This window comes from Collinsella aerofaciens ATCC 25986 (assembly GCF_964259375.1).
Lineage (GTDB): Bacteria > Actinomycetota > Coriobacteriia > Coriobacteriales > Coriobacteriaceae > Collinsella > Collinsella aerofaciens_BO.
The window spans coordinates 85,188-110,732 of sequence record NZ_CAXVJM010000001.1; the positions used below are offsets into that span (position 1 = coordinate 85,188).

Sequence of the window (25,545 nt, forward strand, 5' to 3'; positions counted from 1 at the left end):
TATTGGTGCAAACCAACCTGTCCCCATTGCACCAGATTGGTGCGAAGGGGACAGGTTGGTTTGCACCAAATGGCAGAGAGACAGCGTTTTCCCAGATAAAAGCTGCCAAAATAAACCAGTCCCTTTTTGGCAGGTTGGTCGTAGTTATTACGTGGCGGTTGAGGTCGACCGCATAGGCGGTGCCTTGTTTGGCTAAAGTACAATTATCTGTGTTTAACTCGCCCAAGGTTTCACGCCGCGGGCGATGGCCAAAAAGGAAAACCACATGGGATTCATGTCAAAGCTGCTGTCCTTTGGATCCGATAAGGACCTGAAGCGCTACTACAAGATCGTCGACGAGATCAACGGTCTTGAGCCCCAGTTTGAGAAGATGACCGAGGAGGAGCTCCGCGCCCAGACCGATAAGTTCCGCGAGCGATACGCCAACGGCGAGTCGCTCGACGATATGCTCCCCGAGGCTTTTGCCACCGTGCGCGAGGCTTCAAAGCGCATCACGGGCATGCGTCACTTTGATGTACAGCTTATCGGCGCCATGGCGCTTCACGAGGGCCACATTGCCGAGATGAAGACCGGCGAGGGCAAGACCCTGGTCTCCACCTTGGCCGGCTACCTCAACGCTATCGCTGGCAAGGGCGTGCATGTCGTTACTGTCAACGATTACCTGGCAAAGCGCGACTCCGAGTGGATGGGCCGCATCTACAAGTACCTGGGAATGACCGTCGGTCTGCTCCAGAACAACATGCCGCTCGAACTCAAGCGCCCGGCCTACCAGGCAGACGTCACCTACGGCACCAACTCCGAGTTCGGTTTCGACTACCTGCGCGACAACATGGTCACCCGCCCCGAGCAGCGCGTACAGCGCGGCCACCATTACGCCATCGTCGACGAGGTCGACTCCATCTTGATCGACGAGGCCAGAACGCCGCTCATCATCTCGGGCGCCGGCACCAAGTCCGCCAGCACCTACAAGGACTTCGCGCGTGCCGTGCGCGGCCTGGAGCGCGGTGAGGACGTGTCGCACGACATGCTCACCGCCACCGAGGACGTCGAGCCCACGGGCGACTACGTCATGGACGAGGCCAAGCACACCATCGCCGCCACCGAGCGCGGTCTTAAGAAGATCGAGCGCCGCCTGGGCATCGAGGACATCTATGCCGACCTTTCGGGCCAGCTGGTCAACCACCTGCAGCAGGCGCTGAAGGCTCAGTACATGTTCCATCGCGACAAGCAGTACGTGGTCACTAACGGCGAGGTCAAGATCGTCGACGAGTTCACCGGTCGCATCATGGAAGGCCGCCGCTACTCCGAGGGCCTGCATCAGGCCATCGAGGCCAAAGAGGGCGTGCTCGTGCGCGAGGAGAACCAGACCCTTGCCACCATCACCCTGCAGAACTACTTCCGCCTGTATGACAAGCTCTCCGGCATGACCGGTACGGCACTCACCGAGGACGCCGAGTTCCGCGAGATCTACAAGCTGCCCGTCGAGGTCATCCCCTCCAACAAGCCCGTTCAGCGTGTTGACCACGAGGATCTGGTGTACCGCACCATCCAGGCCAAGTACAACGCCGTTGCCGACGACGTCGAGCGACGTCACGCCAAGGGCCAGCCGGTCCTGGTGGGCACCGTCTCCATCGAAAGCTCCGAGAAGCTGTCGGCCGCCCTTACCAAGCGCGGCATCGCGCACGAGGTCCTCAACGCTAAGCATCACGAGCGCGAGGCTCATATCGTTGCCCAGGCCGGACGCTACGGCGCCGTGACCATCGCTACTAACATGGCCGGTCGTGGTACCGACATTCTGCTGGGTGGCAACCCCGACGAGCTGGTGCGCGAGCGCCTTGAGTACGAGGGCCTGACCATGGAGGACGTGACGCCCGAGCAGCTCGAGCAGTTTAACGCCGAGGCCAAGGAGACCTGCAAGGCCGAGCGCGAGCGCGTGCTTGCCGCCGGCGGCCTGACCGTCATCGGCACCGAGCGCCATGAGTCCCGTCGTATCGACAACCAGCTGCGCGGCCGCTCCGGTCGTCAGGGCGATCCGGGCGAGACTCAGTTCTACTTGTCGCTCGAGGACGACCTCATGCGCCTGTTCGGCGGCGACAAGATGGACCGCGTCTCCAAGATGATGGTTACCGCCGACATGGGCGACGACATGCCCATCCAGCACAAGATCATCTCCAAGGCCGTTGAGAGCGCCCAGCACAAGGTCGAGAGCATCAACTTCTCCATGCGCAAGAGCGTTCTTGAGTACGACGACGTCATGAACAAGCAGCGCCAGGTCATCTACGCCGAGCGCAACAAGATTCTGGACGGCAAGGACCTGACCGACCACATCACCGAGGTCATGCACGACACCGTGTACCGCTGCGTGCAGGAGTTCTGCACCAAGGACAGCCACGATGGCGAGCGCGATCTCGAGGGCCTGCGCAAGTGGGTCGTGGAGCTCACCGGGCATATCGATACGCCCAAGTTCCCCGACGAGGACTTCGAGGCCCTGGCTGCCGATGTCCTGGCATACGTTGAGAAGTGCTACAACATGAAGGCCGAGCGCCTGGGTGAGGACCTCATGCGCGAGCTCAACACTCAGGTCATGCTGCGCGTCATCGATACCCGCTGGATGAACTACCTGCAGGAGATGGACTACCTCAAGACCGGTATCGGACTGCGCGGCTTTGGCCAGCGCGACCCGCTGGTCGAGTACAAGACTGAGGCTTATGGTGCCTTCCAGATGCTCGTTGACACCATGTACGAGGATTACCTGCGCACCGTTCTGCGCATCGAGATCAAGGCCGCCCCGCAGGCCGTGGAGCACAAGGAGGACCCCGCGCTCGAGGGTGCGCGCTTCTCCGGCCCCGCCGACGTCGATGGCGACAACGGCAGCTCGGTGCTGCGCAAGCAGGCACAGGTTCAGGCTCGTACGGCCGTCCAGGGAGGCCCGGCTGCTGTCAACAACGGCGGCAAGGTGACCACCTACCGCAAGTCCGAGAGCGATGACCCTTATGTCAACGTGGGCCGCAACGACCTTTGCCCCTGCGGCAGCGGCAAGAAGTTCAAGTACTGCCACGGCAGGAATCGTTAATGGCCGAGGCTTTAGAGGTAACGCCCGCCGAGCTGGACGCGTTTGCGGACCGGCTCGGCGAGGTCGAGTCGTATCTTCATTTGGACGAGAAGCGCACGCGCGTGACCGAGCTCGAGGCAAAAAGCGTGGCCCCCGGCTTTTGGGATGACGCCGACGCCGCTCGCGCAACCATGGAGGAGATCGCTCGCGCCAAGGAAGATATCGCTGCCGTGGATACCGCGCGCGGCGAGCTATCTGACGCCCGCGCGGCGCTGGAGCTTGCCGAGGAGATGGGCGACGACCCCGATGCCGCCGCATTGCGCGAGGAGGCTGCCGCTACGGCAGAACGCCTGGCCCGCGCTATCGACGAGCTCGAGCTTTCGAGCTGGTTTACCGGTGAGTTCGATCACGGCGACGCGATTGTGACCATCAAGCCCGGACAGGGTGGCCTGGAGGCGCAGGACTGGACCTTCATGCTCTTTAAGATGTACATGAAGTACTGCCAGCGTCGCGGCTGGAAGGTCACCATTAACGACTGTCCCGCGGCTGAGGTCATCGGCATCGACCGTGCGACCTTTACCGTCGAGGGCAAGGACGCGTTTGGCATGCTGCGCGCCGAGGCCGGCGTCCACCGTCTGGTGCGCATTAGCCCCACCGACGACAAGAAGCGCCGCCAGACCACGTTTGCCGGCGTCGAGGTCATTCCCGTGCTGCCTGACGATATCGACATCGAGATCAGTCCCGACGATATCCGTGTGGACGTGTATCACGCGAGCGGCCCGGGCGGTCAGGGCGTCAACACCACCGACTCCGCCGTACGCGTTACGCATTTTCCCAGCGGCATCGTTGTCACTTGCCAAAACGAGCGCAGCCAGATTCAAAACAAGGCCGCGTGCATGCAGATTCTTAAGGCCCGTCTGTACGAGATCGAGCTCGAGAAGCGCGCCGAGGCCCTGGATGAGATTCGCGGGCCCAAGACCACGATCGGTTTTGGCAACCAGATTCGCAGCTACGTGCTCTACCCGTATCAGATGGTCAAGGACCTGCGCACGGGCGTGGAGACCAGCAACGTCGAGGCCGTTCTCGACGATGGCGATCTGGATCCGTTTGTGATCGGCTACCATCGTTGGGCAACCGGCAACGCCGATGCGGAAGCATCGTCTGCCTAGGCACATGATTGGCTCCGGGTCGATGCAAACACTTCGCAGGGGTGGTATTTGCCCGGTGAATCGGTAGAATCGAATACAGCAAGAAGTTCAAAGCGCACTCGTTTGGGTGCGCTTTTTTGAGGGAGGCAGCATGGCATATCGTCTGGACATCAAGCGCATTCTTTCGATGAACTTCTTTCATGACTTGCCCAAGATTATGTTTGGCTGCGCCCTGGCAGCTATCGCGACAGACTTGTTTTTGATCCCCAACGGCCTTGCCGCCGGCGGCGTTACGGGTCTCGCCACGATTATCCAGGCGGTCGGTGCGTCTCATGGCGTCTCGCTGCCTGTCGGTATCCAAACTATCGTGATGAACGCCTTGCTGCTGCTGGTGGTTATGCGCGAGGGTGGCATGTTCTACGTGGTGCAGACGGCGACGGGTTTTGTGCTGCTGGGCTTTTTCACCGACCTGTTCGCTCCGTTTGTGGCGCCGCTGGCACATGCCGATCTGATGCTGCCCGCTATGTGGGGCGGCATTATCACGGGCATCGGCTACGGCATGGTGCTGCGTGCCGGTGCCAACACTGGCGGCTCTGACACCATCGGTCAGATTATCTCGCGCAATACGTCGCTACCGGTGGGCTCCACCGTCATGGCGATCGATGTTGCCGTGTGCGCGCTGTCGGCCCCGGTCTTTTCGGTCGAAAACGCGCTATATGCGGGCCTTTCGATGGTCATTAGCGGCTACGTGATCGATGCTGTGGTCGACGGCGGCAACAGGCGCCGTATGGTGCTCATCATCTCGGACAAGTTTCCCGATATCGCGGCCGACATCATGTATGGCCTGGGCCGCGGCTGCACCAAGTTTAAGGCGACCGGCATGTACTCGGGCGCCGAGAAGCCGGTGATCATGGTCATCGTGAGCCGTCGCGAGCTCAACACGCTCAAGACCATTGTTCGCGAGCGCGACCCGCGCGCCATCGTGACCGTGGCCGACGTTACAGAAACTTTCGGTGAGGGCTTCAAGGACATTAACGCGTAGGGCCGACTGCGTTCCATCCAAAAGACTTTCACATTGATAAACCGTTTCATCAGCGGTTCTGCCTGCTAAATTGCTCAAATAATGATAAATACTCTGGTAAAGCTTCCAGTTTCCAGCATAATGAATGACGTACGTGCATCGCGGCTGGGTTGGGACGACCTTCTGTGCCGTGCGCATCTTGTCTAAAGAGGATGAAAGGAAGGCACAATGAGCGACGAAGAGCTCAAAAAGGTTGCCAACGAGGTAAGGAAGGGCATCGTCACCGGCGTGCACGCTGCCAAGTCCGGCCATCCGGGCGGTTCGCTCGGCGCTGCCGACATCATGACCTATCTGTACTTTGAGGAAATGAACGTCGACCCGTCCGACCCCCGCAAGGCCGACCGCGATCGCTTCGTGCTTTCCAAGGGTCACTGCGCGCCTGGTCTGTACGCCGTGCTCGCCGAGCGCGGATTCTTCCCCAAGGAGGATCTCGAGACGCTGCGCCACATCGGCAGCCACCTGCAGGGTCACCCCAACATGAACGACACCCCGGGCGTCGACATGTCCACCGGTTCGCTCGGCCAGGGCATCTCCGCCGCCGTGGGCATGGCCGTTGCCGCCAAGCACTGGGGCGATACTTACCGCACCTACGCCCTGCTGGGCGACGGCGAGAGCGAGGAGGGCCAGGTCTGGGAGGCCGCCATGTTTGCCGGCAACCAGCAGCTCGATAACCTCTGCGTGATCGTCGACCACAACGGCCTGCAGATTGACGGCCCCGTCGAGGAGGTCAACGACCCCATGCCGCTCGCCGACAAGTTCCGCGCCTTCAAATTCCACGTGGTGGAGCTCGCCGACGGCAACGACTTCGATCAGATCCGCGCCGCCTTTGCCGAGGCCCGCGCCACCAAGGGTCAGCCGACTGCCATTATCGCCGAGACCATGAAGGGCAAGGGCGTCTCCTTTATGGAGAACCAGGTGGGTTGGCACGGTAAGGCCCCCAACGATGAACAGTTTGAGCAGGCCATGGCAGAGCTCACGGCCGCCGGAGAGGAGCTCTAGGATGGCAGACGTCAAGAAAATCGCCACGCGCGTAAGCTACGGCGAGGCCCTCGTCGAGCTCGCCAACGAGCACGATGACTTTGTGGTCCTCGACGCCGACCTGGCCGCCGCCACGCAGACTGGCAAGTTCAAGGCAGCCTGCCCCGACCGCTTCTTCGATGTGGGCATTGCCGAGAGCAACCTGATGGGTGTTGCCGCCGGTATCGCAACCACCGGCCGCGTCGCCTTCGCGAGCAGCTTTGCCATGTTCGCCGCCGGCCGCGCCTTTGAGCAAGTCCGCAACTCCATCGGCTACCCGCACCTTAACGTTAAGATCGGTGCCACGCACGCCGGTATCTCGGTGGGCGAGGACGGCGCCACGCACCAGTGCTGCGAGGATATCGCCCTGATGCGCGTCATCCCCGGCATGACCGTGATTGTTCCCGCCGACGACGTCGAGGCCCGCGCCGTGACGCGCGCCGCCTACGAGTGCGACGGTCCCGTGTACATGCGCTTTGCCCGTCTGGCCTCGCCGGTCATCAACGACCCCGAGACCTACAAGTTCGAGGTAGGCAAGGGCATCGTCATGCGCGAGGGCGCCGACGTCACCATCATCGCCTGCGGCCTGATGGTCGGCGAGGCCCTCGAGGCCGCTGAGCAGCTCGCTGCCGAGGGCATCGATGCCGAGGTCATCAATATGCACACCATCAAGCCCATCGATGCCGACCTGATCGTCAAGAGTGCCACCAAGACCGGCCACGTCGTGACCGTCGAGGAGCACTCCGTGATCGGTGGCCTGGGCAGCGCCGTTGCCGACGTCCTGTGCGAGCAGTGCCCGACGCCGCTTAAGAAGATTGGCGTCAACGACACCTTCGGTGAGTCCGGCCCGGGTGCCGAGCTCCTGCACAAGTACGGCCTGGACGCCGCCAACATCGTGGCGACCACCAAGGAGTTCTTGGCCTAAGGCATTTTGCGTTGGCCTTACCTTGAGAGCCGTTCCCGCATTGGGCAATAAATAAGCCGGGGTGCCTTCCATGTGGGGGCACCCCGGCTTTGCGTTTGGAGACGGCAGGGAAAGAAGCTAGAGAGGTTTTACGGTCGGGGCCAGGGTGCCGGCAAAGATTTCGTCTGCCTTGAAGAGCGTTTTGGATTCCTGCGCGTTTGTCGCTTTCATTTCGGAGACAATGGTATCGAATGAGACGGCTCCCAAGGACTGTAAGTCGAGGGTCTCGCGGGCGGCATCATCAGAGCAGGCGCTCGAGCTCGATGAGAATTTGGAAAGATGAGCCGTCGCGGCGTCGTAGGCCCAGCGACGAATCCAAATCTCGACATAGTGACCGCTGCCAAGGTTGATGTCCTTTACCAACGAGCCGCTGACATCGCCACCAACCTGTGCTTCGTGGTCGTATCCGGTGAGACTGCCGATGTACTTATCTGGATAGGCGGTCGAATATAAGCATATCGAATCTCCGTCGACTTCTGCTGTCACCCTACCATCCCAGTACTCGGGCAGGTCGACACTGAAGGTTTGGGCCTCGATGTGGCGTGCGGCGGCTTTGCGCTGTTCCTCGGCCTGGCGCGCCGCTTCCTCTTCGGCGGCTTTCTTGGCCGCGACGGCGGTGTCGCGGCGGTTCGTTGCGGCGTGTTGCAGCGCATCGACGTTGGGCGCGTCCTTACCCTTGTATGCCATGGCGAGTGTCACGGCATCGTTGATCTCGTCGTCGGTCACGTCGACAGCATCGATGGGCGTAAAGTCCAAAACCGAATCCTGCTCGGCGAGTTCTGCCAAGTCGATCTTCTCGCCCTTAGCAAAAGCGTCGTCGATCGTAAGCTCGGCCTTTGTGCAAGGCACCTGGTAGATAGTGCCATCGGCGGCGATGGGGGAGCCTGCCGCCTTGAGCGTGTACTTGCCCTGGATAAGCTTGATGCCCGAGCCGTCGGAAGCGACATATTCGACCTTGTCGACCTTCTTTCCGTCGACCGTCTTGCCCTTTACGCGCACCGGCACACGCGAAGCGCCGTTATCGGTGTCCCACCCTTCAGCCTTTACGCTCACCACGAGCGCATGCTTGGAATGCGCCGACTCATACTGCTCCTGCTCCTGAACATGCTGCTGATACAGGTGATACGCCAGCCCACCGCCCCCGCCAACAACAAGTATTGCTGTGCAGACGATGGCGATCACGACGCCTTTCTTAGGCTTCTTACCGGGAGCGGGCGAACCCACAGGTGCCGGCGCAACCGCAGGTTCGGCTACAGGCATAGTCTTTGGCCCATCAGCAAGCGCGGCTCCGCATCCCACGCAAAACCGTGCACCATCAGCAAGCTCAGCACCACAATACGGACAAACCATATCAACCTCCAGCAAGCCGAGAACCATCTTTCTAACTCAACTGTAAAACGAAAACCCCAACCCAAGTTGCGCAACAATGAGCCCCAATATAAGTTGCGGTGAAATAGGGACTGATGAGGGCTTTTAACTGCTAAAACAGTCCCTATTTCACCGCAACTTCTAAAGAGGCCCCTTAGCAGCCGCAGGCCGGGCACAGGGTTACCTCCCAAATCTTTCCGCAGGACGGAGGAGCCCCCGCAGCGCGAAGCGCGCAGCGGGGGCTCCGACATGTCCGAGGACGATTTGGGAGGTAACCCTGTGCCCGGCCGGACAGAACCCAAAGCCCGCCATGCTTCTTATGTGCAGCAAAGGCAATCCTGCTAAAATACAAAGCGCTCATGTAGTTTAAACGCACGACGATAAGGAGCACCAGTGGGTAACCACTTCCGTACCTCCGGTGCGGGCGATGAAGCCCCCAAGACGCAGTCGAGCGCCGCGGGCAGTCGTTTCGCCACTCCGGATTCAGAGGATCAGCTGTTTAGCCCGATCCCCGCACAGCCGGCAGATCAGGCACAGCCGGCGGCAGATCCCTTTGCCTACAACCCCAACAACGATGTTGCGCTTTCCGGCACGGCTGGCTTTGAGCCCGTTCAGGCGGTGACCGCTCGCGTGGCTCAGCCTCAGATGAGCGCCGCCACGCCGCAGCCTACCATGGCCGGCATCCCCGATCCCATGGCCCCTGCGGCTCCCACGCCGCAGCCCGCGCAGTCCGGTCTTTTTGCCGGCATTCCCGACCCCACGCAGCCTGCGGCTCCCGTGGTCGAGCGCGATCAGGCCGCCGAGGTCGCAAGCCTCGACAACGCGCTCAACAACCCCGACTTCACGTCGGTGTTTGCGCCCATCGACCCGCAGGCCAGCCGCAAAAAGATGGCCAAGCAGGCCGGTGTCGAGCCCGTCATCCTTATGGAGCACGTCACCAAGATCTATCCGGCGCAGCCCAACAAGCCCGCACTCGACGACATTAACATCGAGATCTATCCGGGCGAGTTCGTCTTTTTGGTCGGTCACTCCGGCTCGGGTAAGACCACGCTGCTGTCGACGCTCAACCGCGACGTCAAGCCCACAAGCGGTCGCATTTTGGTCGCCGGCCAGGATCTCATGAAGATCAAGAACCGCAAGGTCCCGTTCCTGCGTCGTCAGATTGGCGCCGTGTTCCAGGACTTTAAGCTCCTGCCGCAAAAGACCGCCTACGAAAACGTGGCGTTTGCCCTGCAGTGCATCGGCAAGCCCAAGGGCGTCATTCGCAGCCAGGTGCCCGAGGTGCTGCGTCTGGTCGGTCTGGCCGACCAGATGGACTCGCTGCCCGATCAGCTTTCCGGTGGCGAGCAGCAGCGCGTGGCCGTTGCCCGCGCTATGGTCAACCGCCCGCCGCTGCTGATTTGCGACGAGCCCACGGGCAACCTCGACCCGGCGATTTCGCTGGGCATCATGAAGCTGCTCGAGCGCATTAACCGCACCGGTACCACCGTGATCGTCGCTACGCACGACCGCGAGATGGTCGATAGCATGCACCGTCGCGTGATCGCCCTCGAGGGCGGCCACGTAATCCGCGACCAGGAGAGGGGAGGTTACGGCAACTATGGCACCAACTAACGTGGGCTACTCGCTCAAAGAGGCAATCAGCCACTTCTTCCGTAACTGGACCACCTCGCTCGGCGCCGTCATCACGATTTTCCTTTCGCTGTTTATCATCGGCCTGTTCATTATGGGTTCCGCGATGCTGAACTCCGTGATCGGCACCGTCGAGGATCAGGTCGTCATCAACGCCTTTATTAGCGATGACGCCGACCAGGCAGATGTTCAGGCCTTTGAGGCCGAGCTCAAGACGTGGAGCAACGTCAAGTCCGTGACGTACAAGGACAAGGACGACGCGCTGGCCGAGTACACGAGCAAGATGTCGGGTAACGCCGACGCTACCATGAGCGCGCTCGACGGTCAGAACCCGCTGCCGGCTTCGTTTGCCATCGAGATGGACGATCCGTCCATGGTCGAGAGCACGGCCCAGAAGCTCAAGAAGAACGCCGACTTCCAGAAGATCGCGGACGACGGCGACGTTAACGCGAGCGTTCTGTACGGCCAGGAGGAAGTGAGCCGCCTGTTCCAGGTGACGAACTACATCCGTATCGCCGCTGTGGTGCTCGTCGGCCTGCTGACCTTTATCGCGTTCATTTTCATTAACAACACGATTCGCCTGTCCATTACGGCGCGTCGTCGTGAGATCGCGATCATGCGTCTGGTGGGCGCAAGCAACGGCTTTATTCGCGGACCGTTCATTACCGAGGGCGTGTTGCAGGCCATTTTGGGCTCGCTGCTTTCCATCGGCGTGCTGGAGCTGCTGCGTAACCTGATGGTTCCGCGTCTGCAGGAGAGCATCGGCTGGATGTCGTTTGCGCTGCCGATGCAGTACTACCTGGTGACCTACGCCGCACTGATTCTGGTCGGCGTCATTATCGGTCTCTTTGGTTCCGCCATCGCCATGCGCCGCTATCTGCGCGTGTAGGTGTGCTTGGAATTCGTTCCTTCAACGGGTCGTCTCTTTTGGGGCGGCCCGTTTTTTGTCCCCTAGGGGACGGCAGAATTGCGGATCATCGTGGCGCTGGTCTATCCATGTGATCCGCAATCCTGCCGTCCCCTAGGGATCATTTGGGTAGACTCTTGGGGTGTAAACGGCCATCGATAGTAAGGAGGCGCCATGGGGCGCAATAACAAGCATAAGCGTGGAGCTCGCAATAAGCGCGGGCCGGTACGCAGCGAGCGTCGCCCGAGTCTGACCGGACGCGTGCAGCTCCATGAGCACAGCGCCTACGTTGTAACCGAAAACGGCGACTACAAGGTCATGGGCCGCGGCAAGCGCGAGATTATGGACGGCGATACCGTTGCCGTGAGCATTAAGAACAGCCCGCATGGCGAGCGACGCGCCGTAATCGAGGGCGTCGTCGAGCGTGCAGCCATTAGTGTGGTGGGCACGTACCAGACCGCCGGCCCGCTCGGGGTGATCGAGCCGCTTGATTCTCGCCTTAAGGCCGATTTCTTTATTCTGCCGGAGGACACTTCGGCGGAGCGCTTGGGCGTTCATCCGGGTGATGCGGTCGTCGCACGCATTTTGACGTATCCGACGCGCCTGGAATCGGGCACCGTGACGATCGAGCGCCGTATTGGCGGCGATGATGCGCCCGATTTGGGCGTTCAGTATGTGATGGCGCGTTATGGCTATACCGATACTTATCCCGAGGCCGCGCTAGCCGAGGCCGAGGCACTTTCGCTCGATGTGGCCTCGGCACTCAAGGACCCGCTCCGCCGAGACCTGCGCGACCGCTTTGTCATTACGATTGACCCGGTCGACGCGCGCGACTTTGACGACGCCATCTCGCTGGAGCGCACGCCCGAGGGTGGCTATAAGCTGGGTGTCCATATTGCCGACGTTTCGCACTATGTTGCCTGGGATGGACATATCGATCTGGAAGCCCGCCATCGCACGACGTCGGTGTATCTTGCCGATCGCGTGCTGCCTATGTTGCCCGAGCGCCTGTCGAACGATTTGTGCTCGCTGCGTCCCGACGAGGACCGTTTGGCGTTTACTGTCGACATTGAGCTCGACGCGCAGGGTCGCGTGCGCCATTACGATCCCTATCCCAGCGTGATTCGCTCGCGCGTGCGCATGGACTACGACGGCGCCGAGGCGCTGCTGGTACGTGCCGGTGCGGTGGAGTATTCGGTGCTGGAGGGTGCCGCCGAGGATGTTGCCGCGGTTGAAGCCTCGCGCGAGGAAGCGCTCGAGCGCGGGCTTGCGTGCGAGGAGACCGCTCGCGGCTATAACGTCGACTTGGGGGATTTCCTCGTAGCTGCCAACGAGCTCGCCGAGCTTCGCCGTCGTATTCGTCGCGCACGCGGTTCGGTCGACTTTGATACGGCCGAGATCCGTGCGCTGTTGGACGAGGACGGCGTGCCCGTGCAGATCGTGGCCCGTGAGCGCTCGTGTGCCACGTCGCTGATTGAGGAAGCCATGCTGCTGGCCAACGAGTGCGTGGCGGAGTGGCTGGCCGACCGCGATATCGAGGCCTGCTATCGCGTGCACGACGATCCCAGTCCCGACAGCTTGCACGGTGCCGCCGTGGCGCTGGCACAGCTGGGCATCATCGATGACCGTCGCGCGGCAGGCATTGCCCTGGGAAGCCCCGACGAGCTGCAGGCGGCGGTTGATGCCGCAGCCGGTACGGCCAACGCGCCGCTCGTCAACACGTTGCTGCTGCGCAGTATGCAGCGCGCACTGTACAAGCCGCGCAACGAGGGCCACTTTGCACTTGCCGCGCCGTGCTATTGCCACTTTACGAGTCCCATTCGCCGCTATCCCGACCTGGTAGTGCATCGCGTACTCAAGCTGCAGCTGGCCTACGAGCGGCTGGGCGGTAAGGACGCCTTGGTGCGTACGCCGCGGCTGATCGGTAAGGGCCGCGAGTCCCTGCCGCGCATCCTGCCGCAAATCTGCCGCGCGTGCAGCGATGCCGAGCGTGCGGCCGACGCCGCCAGCCATGCGACGCAAAAGATCAAGATCGCCCAGTACTACGAGGACCGCCTGGGCGAGCGCTACGCCGGAACGATCTCGTGGGTCAGCAGCATGGGCCTCTTTGTGCGCCTGGATCTGACACAGGTTGAGGGTTTGGTTTCGATCAAGAGCCTGGGCAACGAGTGGTTCGAGTTTGATGAAGACGCGCTCACGCTCACGGGCGCCGACACGGGGACTCGCTATGAGCTGGGGCAGCGCGTGATCATCGAGGTCTCGCGCGTCAACACCACGCGCGGGCACTTGGATTTCAGGCTTATTCATTAGCCGGAATTTGGTGATTGATAGAGAACGGGGCGGTCTTTTGGGGCCGCCTTTTTTGTGGCGGTTCAATCGTCTTGCCGCCCGCGCGCTTGCGTCTTCCGCCTGCTATAGGGGAGATAAAACCTACCAAAATAAACCTGTTCCTTTTTGGGAGGTCTACGAGAGAGCGGGGATGAGATGACAACGGTGTACGGGTATGCGCGGGTGAGCTCGCGTGATCAAAATCTGAATCGGCAGCTGGATGCGCTGGGCGCCTATGGCGTGGAACCGGCGAATATCTTTGCCGACCATGCGAGTGGCAAGGACTTCGATCGACCGCGGTATCGCGAGCTGCTGTGCGCGTTGGATTCCGGTGATGTGCTGGTGGTACTTTCCATTGATCGGCTGGGCCGTAACTACAGCGAGATCCTCGAGGAATGGCGGTGCATAACCAAAGAGCTCGGCGCCGCCATCGTGGTGCTGGACATGCCATTGCTCGACACGCGCGCCAGAGACTGTGGTGGGTCGGACGTGACGAGTGCGTTGATTGCCGATATTGTTTTGCAGCTGCTGAGCTATGTAGCGCAGGTGGAGCGCGAGAACATTCACCGGCGCCAAGCCGAGGGCATTGCGGCGGCACGAGCGCGCGGCGTGCGCTTTGGCCGGCCCCGCAAGCCCTGTCCTCCGCAATTCGAGCTGGTGCGCGATACCTACGAGGCGGGTGATATCACGCGGAGTCAGGCGGCAAAGCGGCTAGGCGTGTGCGTGGGGACGTTCAATCGCTGGATGCGCGAGACGGAGTAGGGGCGCCACGGTCCTTTGGCGCCCCGATTCGAACATTTTGGATTCCGCTACGGCGACAACTGCATTTGGGGGTACACTCGCTGCTGCTCAAAAAATGACGGAGGTTAGCTCTTGGCGCGTGTGAAGCACATAGTCGGATGGATTTCGGTTGTCCTGCTGGTCGTGACGCTGGCAAGTATTTGGATACTGACGGAGCAAAACGTGGAGCAGACGTCGTCGCTCAGCGAGTCCACCGCGCGTGCGGTGGAAGGACGGGCTGCGGACGTGCGGCCAGACGCCGCGCAGGAGTCCCAGGCGGGAGATGCCGCCGGGGGCGCGGGCTCAAAGGCCACCGTCGCCCATTCCGACCCGCTTGCACCCGTTCGTCTGTGGATGGGTGTCAACATTCGTCGCGTCGCACATACCGTTGAGTTCTTCTTTGTAGGACTGTTTGCTTCGGCGACAGCGGCATGCCTGGGCGAGTGCCTGCCATGCGCGCGATTCCGGTACGTAGTCGCTCTGCTCTTTTGCGCCGTCTGCTCTGTCGGTGACCAAGTGCACAAGATCTTTGTTCCTGGTCGTCATTTCGACATGATCGATCTGGGCTTCGATGCCGCGGGCTACATTGCCGCCATGTTGTTGGTACTGCTGGCGGCGGTGCTGGTTCAGCGCGCGACCTGTCCCATTGGCGCCCATGCGAGACGCCGTTAACAACTCTGTTACGAATAATGCGACCTCGATGAATCATTTTGTGTCGCGTGTATTTCCGAGCGGTCGGATTTGAGGGGCGAGCGGTAGAACGCTCGCCCCTTGTGCACCATGATGCGGCACAATGTACCGTAAAAGCTGTTTATATCCGGTACGAATCATTCTTTGGTCTTTAATTCTTCTCAACGGAGGTGTTTGAGATGGCAAACGGATTGCTTTTAAGGCTTCGTGAGCGTGAGCTCAGCGCGAGCCCGGCAGAACGCAATGTCATCGCATATGTGAGCGCTCATCCGCATGAGGTGGTCGGGCTGTCCGTCCGCGGTCTTGCCGATGCCACGTTCTCCTCGCCCTCGAGCATTTTGCGCTTTTGCAAGCGTTTGGGTTTTGCGGGCTACAAGGAGTTTCAGCGCGAACTGATTGCCGAACTTGCGCTCTTGGGCGACAGAAAGGACGTTGCCCTCGAGGACATCTCCATGGATGACAGCGTCGAGCGAATCGTGGGGAAGGTGATGAAAAGCAACGTGCGTACGATCGAGGCGACGGCGCGAACACTCGATTACACCGTTTTGGAACGATGCGCAGCCTATCTTAAGCAGGCGCGCATGGTCAATCTGTTCGGTATTGGTGCTTCTCGCTTAGTTGCTCACGATCTGGCACAAAAGCTCATGCGTGTCGACAAGGAATGCCATCTGTACGATGACTGGCACGACCAACTCTTGTGCGCCAAGAACATGCACGAAGGCGATATCGGCATTGCTTTTAGCTACTCGGGCTTAACGCAAGAAGTGCTGGACTGCACTGCCGAGGCCCAACGCCACAACTGTCCCGTTGTGGCCGTGACCAAGGTAGACGGATCGTCCAAGCTTGCCACCGTGGCCGATGCCGTGCTCGGCGTTGCTGCAAGCGAGCCCTTGGTCCGCAGCGGTGCCATGGCCTCGCGTATGGCCCAGCTTATGGTTGTCGATGCCCTCTACGCTGCTTACGTTGCGAGCGATTACGAACGGGCGACGCATGCCATCAAGCAAAACTACATCGAGAAACAGGAAAGATGAGGTGAACAAAATGCTTGATTTAACGAAATTCACGACAGAACAGCGAAATCAAAAGTCAATGGACCTCGACACGATGACATCGCTGCAAATCGTCACGACGATGAACGATGAGGACCTTCGCGCCGTCCAGTCGGTTACGAAAGTGTTGCCACAGGTTGCCACGGCAATCGACTGGGCTGCCGAGGCGCTCGAGCGCGGCGGTCGCGTCTTTTACATGGGCGCGGGCACTAGTGGTCGTTTGGGCGTGCTTGACGCTTCGGAGTGCCCGCCTACGTTTGGCGTATCGCCCGATCTGGTTGTCGGGCTCATTGCCGGGGGCGAGACGGCGTTTATCAAGGCTGTCGAAGGTGCCGAAGACAGCGAGGAGCTTGGCGCGAACGACCTGCGGGAGCGTGGACTTTCGGACAAGGATCTTGTCGTTGGCCTGGCGGCAAGCGGTCGTACTCCCTATGTGGTGGGCGGCCTTGTGTACGCCAAGGCAACTGGGTGCAAGACCATTGCAATTGCCTGCAACCAAGGGTCGAAGATCGGGGAGAGCGCAGATCTTGCCATTGAGCCCGTGCCCGGTCCCGAGGTGCTGACCGGCTCAACGAGGCTCAAGGCGGGAACGGTCCAAAAGCTCATTCTCAACATGATTTCGACCGGTGCCATGGTCAAGATTGGCAAGGTGTACCAAAACCTGATGGTCGATGTGCAGCAGACGAACGAGAAGTTGGTGGTGCGCGGCCAGAACATCGTGATGGAAGCGACCGCCTGCACGCGCGAGCGCGCTGTTCAGGCGCTTGCGGATGCCGGCGGCCACGTAAAAACCGCTATTGTCTCGGTGCTGTTGGACTGCGATGCCGAGCAGGCTGCGGTAGCTCTTGAACGGGCGCACGGCCATGTCCGTACTGCGGTGAGTGGCCATGAGAAGAGCAATGCCGATGTCCAATAGGTGCACGGCGTGAGCTGATATGACATCTAGACGAGATACCCAATACAAGGAGGAGTTATGACGAACAAAGAGCTGGCTCAAAAGCTGCTGGACCTTTTGGGCGGTAAAGACAACGTGCTCGCAAACGCGGCGTGCATGACGCGCCTGCGCGTGACCGTCAAAGACACGGGCAACGTCGACACGGAGGGTATTAAGGCGCTCGACGGCGTGATGGGCCTGGTTGAGGATGACACGATGCAGATCGTGCTGGGTCCGGGCAGGGTGAATAAGGTACTCGAGGAGTTCTCCAAGCTCACCGGCCTCGCGAAAGGCGTTGCTGACGAGAGCGTGGTTGACGCTGCGGCCACAAACAAGGCCGCGCAGAAGGCCAAGTACGAGTCTAAGCCGGTTCAGGCCTTCCTCAAGAAGATTTCCAATGTTTTCGTCGCGCTGCTTCCCGGCATCATTGCGGCTGGCCTCATCAACGGTATCTGCAACGTCATTAACGTCTCGACGGCAGGCGCGCTTGCAGGCGAGTGGTGGTACCAGGGCATTCGTTCCATGGGCTGGGCCCTGTTTGCCTATCTGCCCATCTTGGTGGGCTATAACGCGGCGCGTGAGTTTGGTGGCTCCGCTGCGCTGGGCGGCATCGCCGGCATGATGTGTATCGCCAACAGTGCCATGCCCCTGCTTGCGCCTGGCGCGGCTGATCCTGCCACTGCCATTCTGCTGCCGCTCACCAGTGCGCAGTACAACCCCGCAGCGGGTGGCATGATCGCGGCTCTCATCGCTGGTGCGTTTTTCGCCTGGATGGAGCGTCAGATTCGCAAGGTTATGCCCAACGCACTCGACACGTTCTTGTCCCCGCTGCTGGTGCTCATCATCGGCGCCTTTGCTCTGATGCTCGTCATCCAGCCGGTTGGCGCATGGCTGACGACTGCCATCTTTAGCGTCCTCACCTTTATCTTCGAGAAGCTGGGCGTCCTGGGCGGCTATATCCTGTCGGCAGGCTTCTTGCCTCTGGTGTCCGTCGGCCTGCATCAGGCGCTCACACCGATCCACGCTATGCTCAACGATCCCGACGGCGCTACCAAGGGCATCAACTACCTGCTGCCCATCCTTATGATGGCTGGCGGCGGCCAGGTCGGTGCCGGTCTGGCGCTGTACTTTAAGACCAAGAACGCCAAGCTCAAGAAGTACGTCGCAGAGTCCATTCCCGTTGGAATCCTGGGCGTGGGCGAGCCTCTGATGTATGCCGTTACGCTGCCGCTCGTTCGTCCGTTTGTGACGGCCTGCCTGGGTGCCGGATTTGGCGGCGCGCTTGCGGCGCTGCTTCACATCGGCACGGTTTCCCAGGGTGTTTCCGGTCTGTTTGGCCTGTTGATCGTCGTTCCTGGCCAGCAGCTCGGCTACGTTGCCGCTATGCTGCTTGCTTATGCCGCCGGCTTTGTCCTGACGTGGTTCTTTGGCGTCGACGAGCAGAAGATCAACGAGTTCTTTGGCGAGTAGTTTGATACCGCGAGCCGTGTTGCTCAGGGCTCGCGGCGCGCGGAAGATTTCTTGATGCTATGGTTGTGCCGGCGGGGCTAACTGCTCCGCCGGCCTTTTTTAAAGGAGCGTTGAAGCGTGAAAACGGGTATTTCGATTTATCTTTCCAGCCCTCTGCAGGATATTGAGCGGACGATTGAGCGTGGTGCTGCGGCGGGTGCGCGCTATGCGTTTACCTCACTGCATATTCCCGAGGATGGGGGAGCGGCGTATGCCGATAAGGTCCGTCATGTGCTGTCGCTGCTTTCCGCCCGCGGCATTGCGCTCATTGCCGATGTGGGACCGCGCACGTGCGATTTGCTCGGGCTTGAGCGTATCGAAGATCTGCGCGATCTGGGGCTGGAATACCTTCGTTTGGACTATGGCTTTAGCGCCCAGCGGGTCGCGGAGCTGTCCGGTGAATTTCGCATTGTGGTCAATGCGTCGACGGTGAGTTCTGATGAAATCGCATCGTGGCGAGAAGCCGGTGCCGATGTGACTCGTTTTGCCGCCTGCCACAATTTTTATCCCAAGCCTTATACCGGTTTAGCTCTGGAGGACATTGCTCGGACGAATCTTCGTCTTGCGGCGCTTGGCTTCGAAATCATGGCTTTTGTGCCAGGTGACGCCAACGTTCGCGGGCCGGTATTCGAGGGACTGCCGACGGTTGAGGCGCAGCGCGGTCGCGCGTCGAAGGTTGCCCTCAACATGCTTGAGCTCGCACACGGCGCCGATTGCGACATTGTTTTGGTCGGCGACCCCGATCTTTCCGATGCGGGTTGGGCGCAGTTTGCTCAAGTTTCTGCCGGATACGTGGATTTGCAATGCGAGCTTGACCCCGGCTATGCCTATGTGCGCGGGCAGATTCATCACGACCGGCCCGATTCGAGCGCCCTCATCTTTAGGTCTCAGGAGTCGCGCACGACGCTTAAGCCGGATTTCGTGCCGACGGACACCAGTGTCGGCGTGCCGCGAAAGACGGGGTCGATCGCTGTGAGCAATAGCGGCTATGGGCGCTACGAAGGTGAGCTTGAGATTGCGCGGGTCGATCTTCCCGGCGACGAGCGTATGAACGTTGCAGGCCATATCACGCCCGAGGCAATGGAGCTGCTGCCGTTCATCAAACGCGGATTCGGGGTATGGTTCGTTTAGCGTGTGACCCGTGGGCTACAATTGCCTCACCATGCGAAGGCGCCTCGTATGGTGTGTACCTGCGTTGGCCGATCTACATTCGGAGGATTCCCATGACCGTACTGTTTGTTGGATATCCCAAGTGCTCGACCTGTAAAAAGGCCAAGGCATGGCTGGACGAACATGGGGTTGAGTATATCGACCGCGATATCGTTACGGACAATCCCACGGCCGATGAACTTGCGACCTGGATTGCTCGTTCGGGGCTGCCGGTGCGACGCTTCTTTAACTCGTCGGGCATGAAATATCGAGAGCTGGGCCTGAAGGCGCGCCTGGATGAGGGTATGACGGACCAGGAATGCTGCGAGCTGCTGGCGACCGACGGCATGCTGGTTAAGCGTCCGCTACTGGTGGGCGACGACTTTGCGATCCCCGGCTTTAAGGAAGCGGCTTGGACCGAGGCGTTGCTGTAGCGGCTGCGGAAGGTACGTCCCGTTTCGAGCGCTGATTCTGGGATGTGCTTTCCGGTTGAGGGTTCTATCGGAAATGATATCCCGTTTCGAGCGCTGATTCCGGGACACGGTTTCCGGTTGAGGGTTCGACGGGAAAGTGGGGACCAGTTTGAGCTTGAAATCTGGGATGCGCTTTCCGCCGGCGGGCCTGCCCCAGGGCGGGCCTGCCCCAGTCAGTCCTCCAGCTGCGCCCATTCGCGTGGGTCGTAGATCTTTACATGCTTGTCGGGCGTGTCGCTCCAGTACTCTTCGTCCATAAAGGGCAGGTATGCCTGAATGCCGGGGCAGATAAACGGAATCCGTTGCCGCTGCAGGCGCTCGCGCTGCCGCCGCTCCAGGTTCGTCTCGGATATGACGGTCGGCATGCCGGACAGCTCGACGAGGCTTGCCTGGATGCGCTTGAGGTCGGGGAGCGCCGCATGCCATGACGTCCGCATGATCAAAAATGAGGCGCGACGGTAGCTTGCCTGCATCACCGTGATGGCTGGGCGCAGTGTGGGATGGATTTTGTCCCGTTCGGGCCAAAGGTCAGCAGCGATCTCGAGGCCCAGGGTCTCCCATAGGTAATCAAGCTCTTCGTCCATGGTGCCTCGATATCTACGCGATCATTGATACTTCGATTGTGTTGCCTAGTGCTATCGTTTTCGCGGTAGAATCTGCCAACGGTTGACGGCTACCGCTCGCGGCGTTTTGCCCTTCATGTACAGCGGTCGGCTTCACAGGTCCTTCACGGGTTGGACGAAATTAGGCCAATTTGGCCGAATTTCAAAAAAGTCAAAATTGGGGCTTGCGTCATGGCGGGACTTCCCGTATATTTCTTTCTTGCGCAAAGGCACAGCCGAGCGCAGCGATGCAGTCATTGGGATGTCGTCTAATGGCAGGACAGCGGATTCTGGTTCCGTCAATGGGGGTTCGACTCCCTCCATCCCAGCCATTGCATTTGCTACATATGGCCCGTTCGTCTAGCGGTTTAGGACGCCGCCCTCTCAAGGCGGAGATCACCAGTTCGAATCTGGTACGGGCTACCCACAAATGAACGCCCGGGCCTCGCAAGAGACCCGGGTTTTGTGTATCGACCGTATATACGGCGCCTGCCGTGTTTCGCTCAGATCGAGGAGTAGCCATGGATCTGCCCATCAGCTTGCAAGACATCACGTATGCCGAGAACTATCTGGCGCAGGGCGACCTGGCTACGGCGACGCCGCTGCTGGAGCGTCTGGTGGAGCTTGCCGAGGAGTATATCGATGCCGAGTGCAAGACGGAGGAGAAGCGCCAATACTTTAGCTTCGATAGCAAGTTTGAGCGCTTGGCCTATCGCCGCGTGGAGAAGGATCCGCGCGAGCTCGTGCAGGTCGAGGTGCCGTTTGACCGCCTGTACTCTGACATGGCGTTTGCCTACATTCGCCAGCAGGATTATGTGAGCGCTCGTAATGCCCTGATGCAGGCTGTGCGCTGGGACCCCATGAACTGCAACTATCGCTTGGACTTGGCCGAGCTGTTCCGTGCACTCGAGGACAAGCAGGAATGGGCATCGCTCTCGTTCTCGGTGCTGGAGCGTGCAAGCGATGGCAAGTGCGCCGCCCGCGCCTATGCCAACTTGGGCCAGTATTTCCTTGAGCCCGAGACCGAGAATGTCTCGGCCGCCGTGGGTTGCGCGCGTCTGGCACTGCGCTTAGCGCCCAACGATGCGCACACGACGCGCCTGCTCAACAAGATTCATACCACCTATCCGGATGCCGCCGAGGAGAGCGACGAGCACGTGATGGGTGAACTGGCCCTGCAAGGCGTGCCGACCTCGCCTTCGGCCGAGATTGCCATCTGCCTGATTATGTGCGCGACCGATGCTGCAAGCGACGGCGACAAGCAGGAGGCGACGCGCCTGACAGTGCGTGCTCGCGACCTTGTGGGCGAGGAGGCCTGCGCGGCGATTATCAAACTGGTGCGCGAGAGCGACGCCGAACTCAATGCTGAGCGCAAGGCAAAGCGCGACACCGCGGGCTCAAACGCCGATGGAGCCAAGGAGGCCGGCGATGCCCAGTAAGCGCGAACGCAAGCTCATCTCCAAGAATCGCTCGGCACACCACGAGTACTTTATCGATGAGACCTTTGAGTGCGGCATTGAGCTGAGCGGTACCGAGGTCAAGTCGATTCGCGAGCGCGCGTGCCAGATCACCGACACCTTTGCACTGATTCGTGGCGGCGAGTGCTGGCTCGTGGGCCTGCATATTCACCCTTATAGCCATGGTGGCGTGTGGAATCGCGACCCTGATCGCCGCCGTCGTCTGCTGCTGCACCGCAAGGAGATTGACTTTCTTGACGGCAAACTGCGCAACCGCGGCTATGCACTGGTGCCGCTGGAACTCTACTTTAATACTGACGGCCGCGTAAAGCTGCTGCTGGGCCTAGGCCGCGGCAAAAAGCTTTACGACAAGCGCGAGGATATGGCCAAGCGCGATGTCCAGCGCGAGATTGACCGCGCCCTCAAGGAGCGTAACCGCTAGACGCTCTGTACAAGTTGCGGTGGAATACGGACTGTTTTGCCTGTTTGAGGGGCTATTCAGTCCCTATTTCACCGCAACTGCGGGCGTCTCATCTTGCTTACTGTTCTGACACATATGTCTCAAAGGCGGTGTCCGTTATGGGCTCCGCCTTTTTTGTGGGTACATACATCCATGAGGTTCCAACCCAGGTTAGGGGAGTGATCGTTATGGACAAAACTGCGTTCTTTACCATGCCGAGCGGTCTGTACGTGGTGAGCGCCACGGCAGACGGGCTGCGCGCCGGCTGCGTCATCAACACGGCGGTGCAGGTGACGTCCGCACCGCCGCGCATTTCGGTTGCCGTGAACAAGGACAACGTCACCTCGGGCGTCATCGCATCGGCCAAAGCGTTCGCGCTAACCGTGATCGATCAGACCGCCGATATGCTCTACATCGGTAACTTTGGGTTCCGCACCAGCAGCGATTATGACAAGTTTGCTAAATACGAGACCCGCGAGACGGCTCTGGGCATGCCCTATGTGCCCGAGCACGCGGCAGCGCTGTTTAGCTGCCGTTTGATCGATACTGTGGATGTGGGCACGCATCTACTGTTTATCGGCGAGGTCGAGGATGCCGAGCGCCTGAGCGACGAGACGCCGCTGACGTACGACTACTATCACAAGGTTCTGAAGGGCAAGACGCCTCCGAAGGCGTCCTCGTATCAAGGCTAGAAATGTTTTAAAAACACTTGCATTATATTATTGAGAATATATACTAATAAGCGAAGTACATCACCAGTCACGTTCGAGAGGAGAACATCATGGCTGAGGAGAAGAAGACGTATAAGTTTGTGTGCGTCGTTTGCGGTTACGAGGTTGAGGTCGACACGCCCGAGCTGCCCGAGGACTACGTGTGCCCGGTGTGCGGCGTCGGCCCCGATCAGTTTGAGCTTGTCGAGGAGTAGCTCGCAGGCACACGGCGAAAGCCGAACATAGCTCTGTCCAAGGGCCCCGGTCGGTCATCCCGGCCGGGGCCCTTTTCTTCCGTCCCCAAGGGATCACGGCTGCTGTTAGCCGATCCTGTCTGTCGTGAGTCCGGCCGACCGTTTGTCTCAATCTGTAACATCTGGCGGCTCAAAACGGGTCTATCTGTTACAGATCGAGACAAAAGGTTGGAGCTGAAGAAATGTCTCGATCTGTAACATCTAGACATCAAAAGCGGGTCTAGATGTTACAGATCGAGACGTTTGCCTAGGTGGACCCCCCGTTCCATTACATCCCGGTCAACAGCACGACGTCGAGCGCCGTTACGACAGCACTGATCCCTACGAGCAACGCGTTAAGTGGGCGCGAGTTGGCATATTTGCCCATGACGCTGGGCGAACTGGTGAGTCGTATGAGCACAAAGACCGTAATCGGCAGTTGAAGCGACAGCAGCGCCTGACTCCAAATGAGACCCTCAAAAGGATTCGGGACGACCAAGCACGCCGCCACTGCGCCGACGAAACAAGCCGCCACACCGATCGAGGAATGTCGGTCGTGGATGTCGTATTCCTCGTCGAACATGCCCGCGGTGATGGTGCCCGCCGCCATGCCCGCCGTCACACTACTCGAGAGGCCCGCAAACAGCAGCGCCACGGCAAAGATGGTCGAGCTTGCCGGGCCCAAGATGGGGGAGAGCGTGGCCGCTGCGACGGCGAGGTCGTCTACGACAATGCTGTGTGCAAAGAAGGTCGTTGCGGCCAGGATGACCATGGCCGAGTTGATTGCCCAGCCCACGCCCATCGAAAAGAGCGTGTCGAAGAGCTCATAGCGCAGACGTTCCTCGATAACTTGCTCGCCTTGGCCTTCGAAGTGCATGGATTGGATGACCTCGGAGTGCAGAAAAAGGTTGTGGGGCATAACGACCGCACCCAGGACACTCACGATAATCGCGGCAGAGCCAGTGGGCATACTGGGCGTGATCCAGCTTGCGGCGACTTGCGGCCAGTCGACCTTGACTAGCGCAAGCTCGGCCAAAAACGAGAGTCCTACCACGCCTACGAAGGCGATGATCCAGCGCTCGGCACGCTTGTAGGAGTTCGTCATGAGCATCGCCATCGATACTGCCGCCACGATGACGCAGCCCGCGCGCACGGGCAGCCCAAAGAGCATTTGAAGGGCAATCGCGCCACCCAGGACTTCGGCCATGGCGGTGGCGATGGTCGCGAGATAGGCGCTGACGAGTACCGTGCGTCCAACGAAGCAGGGGAGGTAGCGTGTCGTGGCCTCGGCAAGACAGGTGCCCGTGGCGATACCCAGGTGTGCCGCGTTGTGCTGCAGCACAATGAGCATAATCGTGGACAGCGTGACGATCCACAGCAGCGCGTAGCCAAATTGCGAGCCCGCGGCCATATTTGAGGCCCAGTTGCCCGGATCGATAAAGCCGACGGTCACGAGCAGCCCGGGGCCGATATGCCGCGCAATGTCTAGGCCTCCGTGACCACCGGTGCGTCGGGAGCCAAAGTGTTGTTTGAGATGGTTGAGCATGGTGCGCTCCTGCGTGCCGTTTGTTTGACGCCGCAAAGGATACCCGTTTTAGGCTAAAAAGTTAACCAAGACTAACAAGATTGTTGTATTTGAATAGGATGGTGGAAGGGGATTGCTGAAATGTCTTGATCTGTAACAACTAGGGATGGAAATTGGACCTAGGTGTTACAGATCGAGACGGGAAGAAATGGTCCTATGGAAAATCTCGATCTGTAACAGCTGGCCGCCAAAATCGGCCCTTCGTGTTACAGATCGAGACAAACCAAAACCGTCCCGCAGAAAATCTCAATCTGTAACATCTAGGCGCCAAAATCGGCTCCTCCTGTTACAGATTGAGATGTTTGAAGCGGTGAGCTTAGAAGCCGAACTTGGGGGCTGACGTACATGTTTGATAGCAAGGCGTTGATGGCCGGCGTGCGTTACGCGATTGTTTCGAAACGGGTGGGAAACACAACG

Annotated in this window: 22 protein-coding genes, 2 tRNA genes and 1 pseudogene; 21 read left to right on the forward strand and 4 right to left on the reverse strand. The window is 60.0% G+C overall.

Annotation, left to right across the window (positions count from 1 at the left end; genetic code table 11):
* Positions 1-265: 265 nt before the first annotated feature.
* The 5 genes from secA (at position 266) to ACEXKH_RS00460 (ending at position 7,223) form a co-directional block, all read left to right on the forward strand.
* Positions 266-3,073, forward strand: a complete 2,808-nt coding sequence (gene secA / locus ACEXKH_RS00440; protein WP_117778512.1) for a preprotein translocase subunit SecA — start codon at positions 266-268, stop codon at positions 3,071-3,073.
* On the forward strand, positions 3,073-4,221 hold the full coding sequence (prfB, locus tag ACEXKH_RS00445) for a peptide chain release factor 2 (RefSeq protein ID WP_117583026.1): 1,149 nt from the start codon (positions 3,073-3,075) through the stop codon (positions 4,219-4,221). Before secA ends, prfB begins: the two co-directional genes overlap by 1 nt.
* 130 nt (positions 4,222-4,351) lie before the next feature.
* Positions 4,352-5,242 (forward strand): YitT family protein, encoded by an 891-nt coding sequence (locus ACEXKH_RS00450; protein ID WP_373572670.1) that lies wholly within the window; start codon positions 4,352-4,354, stop codon positions 5,240-5,242.
* Between the two features lie 207 nt (positions 5,243-5,449).
* Positions 5,450-6,280, forward strand: a complete 831-nt coding sequence (locus ACEXKH_RS00455) for a transketolase (protein WP_373572671.1) — start codon at positions 5,450-5,452, stop codon at positions 6,278-6,280.
* A 1-nt stretch (position 6,281) separates the two neighbouring features.
* Entirely contained in the window at positions 6,282-7,223 is a 942-nt protein-coding gene (locus tag ACEXKH_RS00460) for a transketolase family protein (protein ID WP_117797450.1), read from the forward strand.
* Positions 7,224-7,340: 117 nt separating this feature from the next.
* On the opposite strand, the gene ACEXKH_RS00465 is transcribed toward ACEXKH_RS00460, so the two are convergent.
* Positions 7,341-8,522, reverse strand: coding sequence for a hypothetical protein (locus ACEXKH_RS00465; RefSeq protein ID WP_373572743.1), 1,182 nt, complete (start codon positions 8,520-8,522; stop codon positions 7,341-7,343).
* 24 nt (positions 8,523-8,546) lie between these two features.
* A pseudogene (locus tag ACEXKH_RS00470) lies at positions 8,547-8,639 on the reverse strand (zinc-ribbon domain-containing protein); the annotation flags it as partial.
* 384 nt (positions 8,640-9,023) lie between these two features.
* Here ACEXKH_RS00470 and ftsE point away from each other — a divergent pair.
* The 10 genes from ftsE (at position 9,024) to ACEXKH_RS00520 (ending at position 20,042) form a co-directional block, all read left to right on the forward strand.
* Positions 9,024-10,244 carry a cell division ATP-binding protein FtsE gene (gene ftsE, locus ACEXKH_RS00475; protein ID WP_445012647.1) on the forward strand — a complete coding sequence of 407 codons (1,221 nt, stop codon included), beginning with the start codon at positions 9,024-9,026 and terminating at the stop codon, positions 10,242-10,244.
* Entirely contained in the window at positions 10,231-11,151 is a 921-nt protein-coding gene (ftsX, locus tag ACEXKH_RS00480) for a permease-like cell division protein FtsX (RefSeq protein WP_343006266.1), read from the forward strand. The genes ftsE and ftsX overlap by 14 nt, the downstream gene beginning before the upstream one ends.
* Positions 11,152-11,343: 192 nt before the next feature.
* A complete protein-coding gene (locus ACEXKH_RS00485; protein WP_373572672.1) occupies positions 11,344-13,479 on the forward strand; it encodes a ribonuclease R family protein in 2,136 nt (711 codons plus the stop codon).
* Between the two features lie 174 nt (positions 13,480-13,653).
* Complete coding sequence (locus tag ACEXKH_RS00490) at positions 13,654-14,259, forward strand: recombinase family protein (RefSeq protein ID WP_373572673.1); 606 nt, start codon at positions 13,654-13,656, stop codon at positions 14,257-14,259.
* Positions 14,260-14,379: 120 nt separating this feature from the next.
* Positions 14,380-14,949 (forward strand): VanZ family protein, encoded by a 570-nt coding sequence (locus ACEXKH_RS00495; RefSeq protein WP_373572738.1) that lies wholly within the window; start codon positions 14,380-14,382, stop codon positions 14,947-14,949.
* A gap of 197 nt (positions 14,950-15,146) precedes the next feature.
* Positions 15,147-15,998: a MurR/RpiR family transcriptional regulator gene (locus tag ACEXKH_RS00500; RefSeq protein WP_343006269.1), complete on the forward strand. Its 852-nt coding sequence runs from the start codon at positions 15,147-15,149 to the stop codon at positions 15,996-15,998.
* 10 nt (positions 15,999-16,008) lie between these two features.
* A complete protein-coding gene (gene murQ / locus ACEXKH_RS00505) occupies positions 16,009-16,932 on the forward strand; it encodes an N-acetylmuramic acid 6-phosphate etherase (RefSeq protein WP_373572674.1) in 924 nt (307 codons plus the stop codon).
* Between the two features lie 57 nt (positions 16,933-16,989).
* Positions 16,990-18,420, forward strand: a complete 1,431-nt coding sequence (locus tag ACEXKH_RS00510) for a PTS transporter subunit EIIC (RefSeq protein WP_373572675.1) — start codon at positions 16,990-16,992, stop codon at positions 18,418-18,420.
* A gap of 117 nt (positions 18,421-18,537) precedes the next feature.
* Positions 18,538-19,590, forward strand: coding sequence for a MupG family TIM beta-alpha barrel fold protein (locus ACEXKH_RS00515; protein WP_373572676.1), 1,053 nt, complete (start codon positions 18,538-18,540; stop codon positions 19,588-19,590).
* A 92-nt stretch (positions 19,591-19,682) separates the two neighbouring features.
* Positions 19,683-20,042 carry an arsenate reductase family protein gene (locus ACEXKH_RS00520; protein WP_373572677.1) on the forward strand — a complete coding sequence of 120 codons (360 nt, stop codon included), beginning with the start codon at positions 19,683-19,685 and terminating at the stop codon, positions 20,040-20,042.
* Positions 20,043-20,254: 212 nt separating this feature from the next.
* On the opposite strand, the gene ACEXKH_RS00525 is transcribed toward ACEXKH_RS00520, so the two are convergent.
* Positions 20,255-20,665, reverse strand: coding sequence for a hypothetical protein (locus tag ACEXKH_RS00525; protein WP_373572678.1), 411 nt, complete (start codon positions 20,663-20,665; stop codon positions 20,255-20,257).
* Between the two features lie 276 nt (positions 20,666-20,941).
* Between ACEXKH_RS00525 and ACEXKH_RS00530 the strand changes: the two genes are divergently transcribed.
* The 6 genes from ACEXKH_RS00530 to ACEXKH_RS00555 all read left to right on the forward strand — a co-directional run bounded on the left by ACEXKH_RS00530 (position 20,942) and on the right by ACEXKH_RS00555 (position 23,525).
* Positions 20,942-21,015: transfer RNA gene (locus tag ACEXKH_RS00530), tRNA-Gln, on the forward strand.
* A gap of 17 nt (positions 21,016-21,032) precedes the next feature.
* Positions 21,033-21,106, forward strand: a tRNA-Glu gene (locus tag ACEXKH_RS00535).
* A gap of 98 nt (positions 21,107-21,204) precedes the next feature.
* Positions 21,205-22,122: a hypothetical protein gene (locus ACEXKH_RS00540; RefSeq protein WP_373572679.1), complete on the forward strand. Its 918-nt coding sequence runs from the start codon at positions 21,205-21,207 to the stop codon at positions 22,120-22,122.
* Positions 22,112-22,582 carry an SsrA-binding protein SmpB gene (gene smpB / locus ACEXKH_RS00545; protein WP_006235325.1) on the forward strand — a complete coding sequence of 157 codons (471 nt, stop codon included), beginning with the start codon at positions 22,112-22,114 and terminating at the stop codon, positions 22,580-22,582. Before ACEXKH_RS00540 ends, smpB begins: the two co-directional genes overlap by 11 nt.
* A gap of 206 nt (positions 22,583-22,788) precedes the next feature.
* A complete protein-coding gene (locus tag ACEXKH_RS00550; RefSeq protein WP_373572680.1) occupies positions 22,789-23,292 on the forward strand; it encodes a flavin reductase family protein in 504 nt (167 codons plus the stop codon).
* Between the two features lie 89 nt (positions 23,293-23,381).
* Positions 23,382-23,525, forward strand: coding sequence for a rubredoxin-like domain-containing protein (locus ACEXKH_RS00555; protein ID WP_055251878.1), 144 nt, complete (start codon positions 23,382-23,384; stop codon positions 23,523-23,525).
* Positions 23,526-23,832: 307 nt separating this feature from the next.
* Here ACEXKH_RS00555 and ACEXKH_RS00560 read toward each other — a convergent pair whose 3' ends face one another.
* Positions 23,833-25,089 (reverse strand): Nramp family divalent metal transporter, encoded by a 1,257-nt coding sequence (locus ACEXKH_RS00560; RefSeq protein WP_373572681.1) that lies wholly within the window; start codon positions 25,087-25,089, stop codon positions 23,833-23,835.
* Positions 25,090-25,545 lie beyond the last annotated feature (456 nt).

Excerpts from the sequence above, each read along its gene's own strand:
- secA (WP_117778512.1), top strand. The coding sequence starts at position 266 with ATGGGATTCATGTCAAAGCTGCTGTCCTTTGGATCCGATAAGGACCTG.
- prfB (WP_117583026.1), top strand. The coding sequence starts at position 3,073 with ATGGCCGAGGCTTTAGAGGTAACGCCCGCCGAGCTGGACGCGTTTGCG.
- ACEXKH_RS00450 (WP_373572670.1), top strand. The coding sequence starts at position 4,352 with ATGGCATATCGTCTGGACATCAAGCGCATTCTTTCGATGAACTTCTTT.
- ACEXKH_RS00455 (WP_373572671.1), top strand. The coding sequence starts at position 5,450 with ATGAGCGACGAAGAGCTCAAAAAGGTTGCCAACGAGGTAAGGAAGGGC.
- ACEXKH_RS00460 (WP_117797450.1), top strand. The coding sequence starts at position 6,282 with ATGGCAGACGTCAAGAAAATCGCCACGCGCGTAAGCTACGGCGAGGCC.
- ACEXKH_RS00465 (WP_373572743.1), bottom strand. The coding sequence starts at position 8,522 with ATGCCTGTAGCCGAACCTGCGGTTGCGCCGGCACCTGTGGGTTCGCCC.
- ftsX (WP_343006266.1), top strand. The coding sequence starts at position 10,231 with ATGGCACCAACTAACGTGGGCTACTCGCTCAAAGAGGCAATCAGCCAC.
- ACEXKH_RS00485 (WP_373572672.1), top strand. The coding sequence starts at position 11,344 with ATGGGGCGCAATAACAAGCATAAGCGTGGAGCTCGCAATAAGCGCGGG.
- ACEXKH_RS00490 (WP_373572673.1), top strand. The coding sequence starts at position 13,654 with ATGACAACGGTGTACGGGTATGCGCGGGTGAGCTCGCGTGATCAAAAT.
- ACEXKH_RS00500 (WP_343006269.1), top strand. The coding sequence starts at position 15,147 with ATGGCAAACGGATTGCTTTTAAGGCTTCGTGAGCGTGAGCTCAGCGCG.
- murQ (WP_373572674.1), top strand. The coding sequence starts at position 16,009 with ATGCTTGATTTAACGAAATTCACGACAGAACAGCGAAATCAAAAGTCA.
- ACEXKH_RS00510 (WP_373572675.1), top strand. The coding sequence starts at position 16,990 with ATGACGAACAAAGAGCTGGCTCAAAAGCTGCTGGACCTTTTGGGCGGT.
- ACEXKH_RS00520 (WP_373572677.1), top strand. The coding sequence starts at position 19,683 with ATGACCGTACTGTTTGTTGGATATCCCAAGTGCTCGACCTGTAAAAAG.
- ACEXKH_RS00525 (WP_373572678.1), bottom strand. The coding sequence starts at position 20,665 with ATGGACGAAGAGCTTGATTACCTATGGGAGACCCTGGGCCTCGAGATC.
- ACEXKH_RS00540 (WP_373572679.1), top strand. The coding sequence starts at position 21,205 with ATGGATCTGCCCATCAGCTTGCAAGACATCACGTATGCCGAGAACTAT.
- smpB (WP_006235325.1), top strand. The coding sequence starts at position 22,112 with ATGCCCAGTAAGCGCGAACGCAAGCTCATCTCCAAGAATCGCTCGGCA.
- ACEXKH_RS00550 (WP_373572680.1), top strand. The coding sequence starts at position 22,789 with ATGGACAAAACTGCGTTCTTTACCATGCCGAGCGGTCTGTACGTGGTG.
- ACEXKH_RS00555 (WP_055251878.1), top strand. The coding sequence starts at position 23,382 with ATGGCTGAGGAGAAGAAGACGTATAAGTTTGTGTGCGTCGTTTGCGGT.
- ACEXKH_RS00560 (WP_373572681.1), bottom strand. The coding sequence starts at position 25,089 with ATGCTCAACCATCTCAAACAACACTTTGGCTCCCGACGCACCGGTGGT.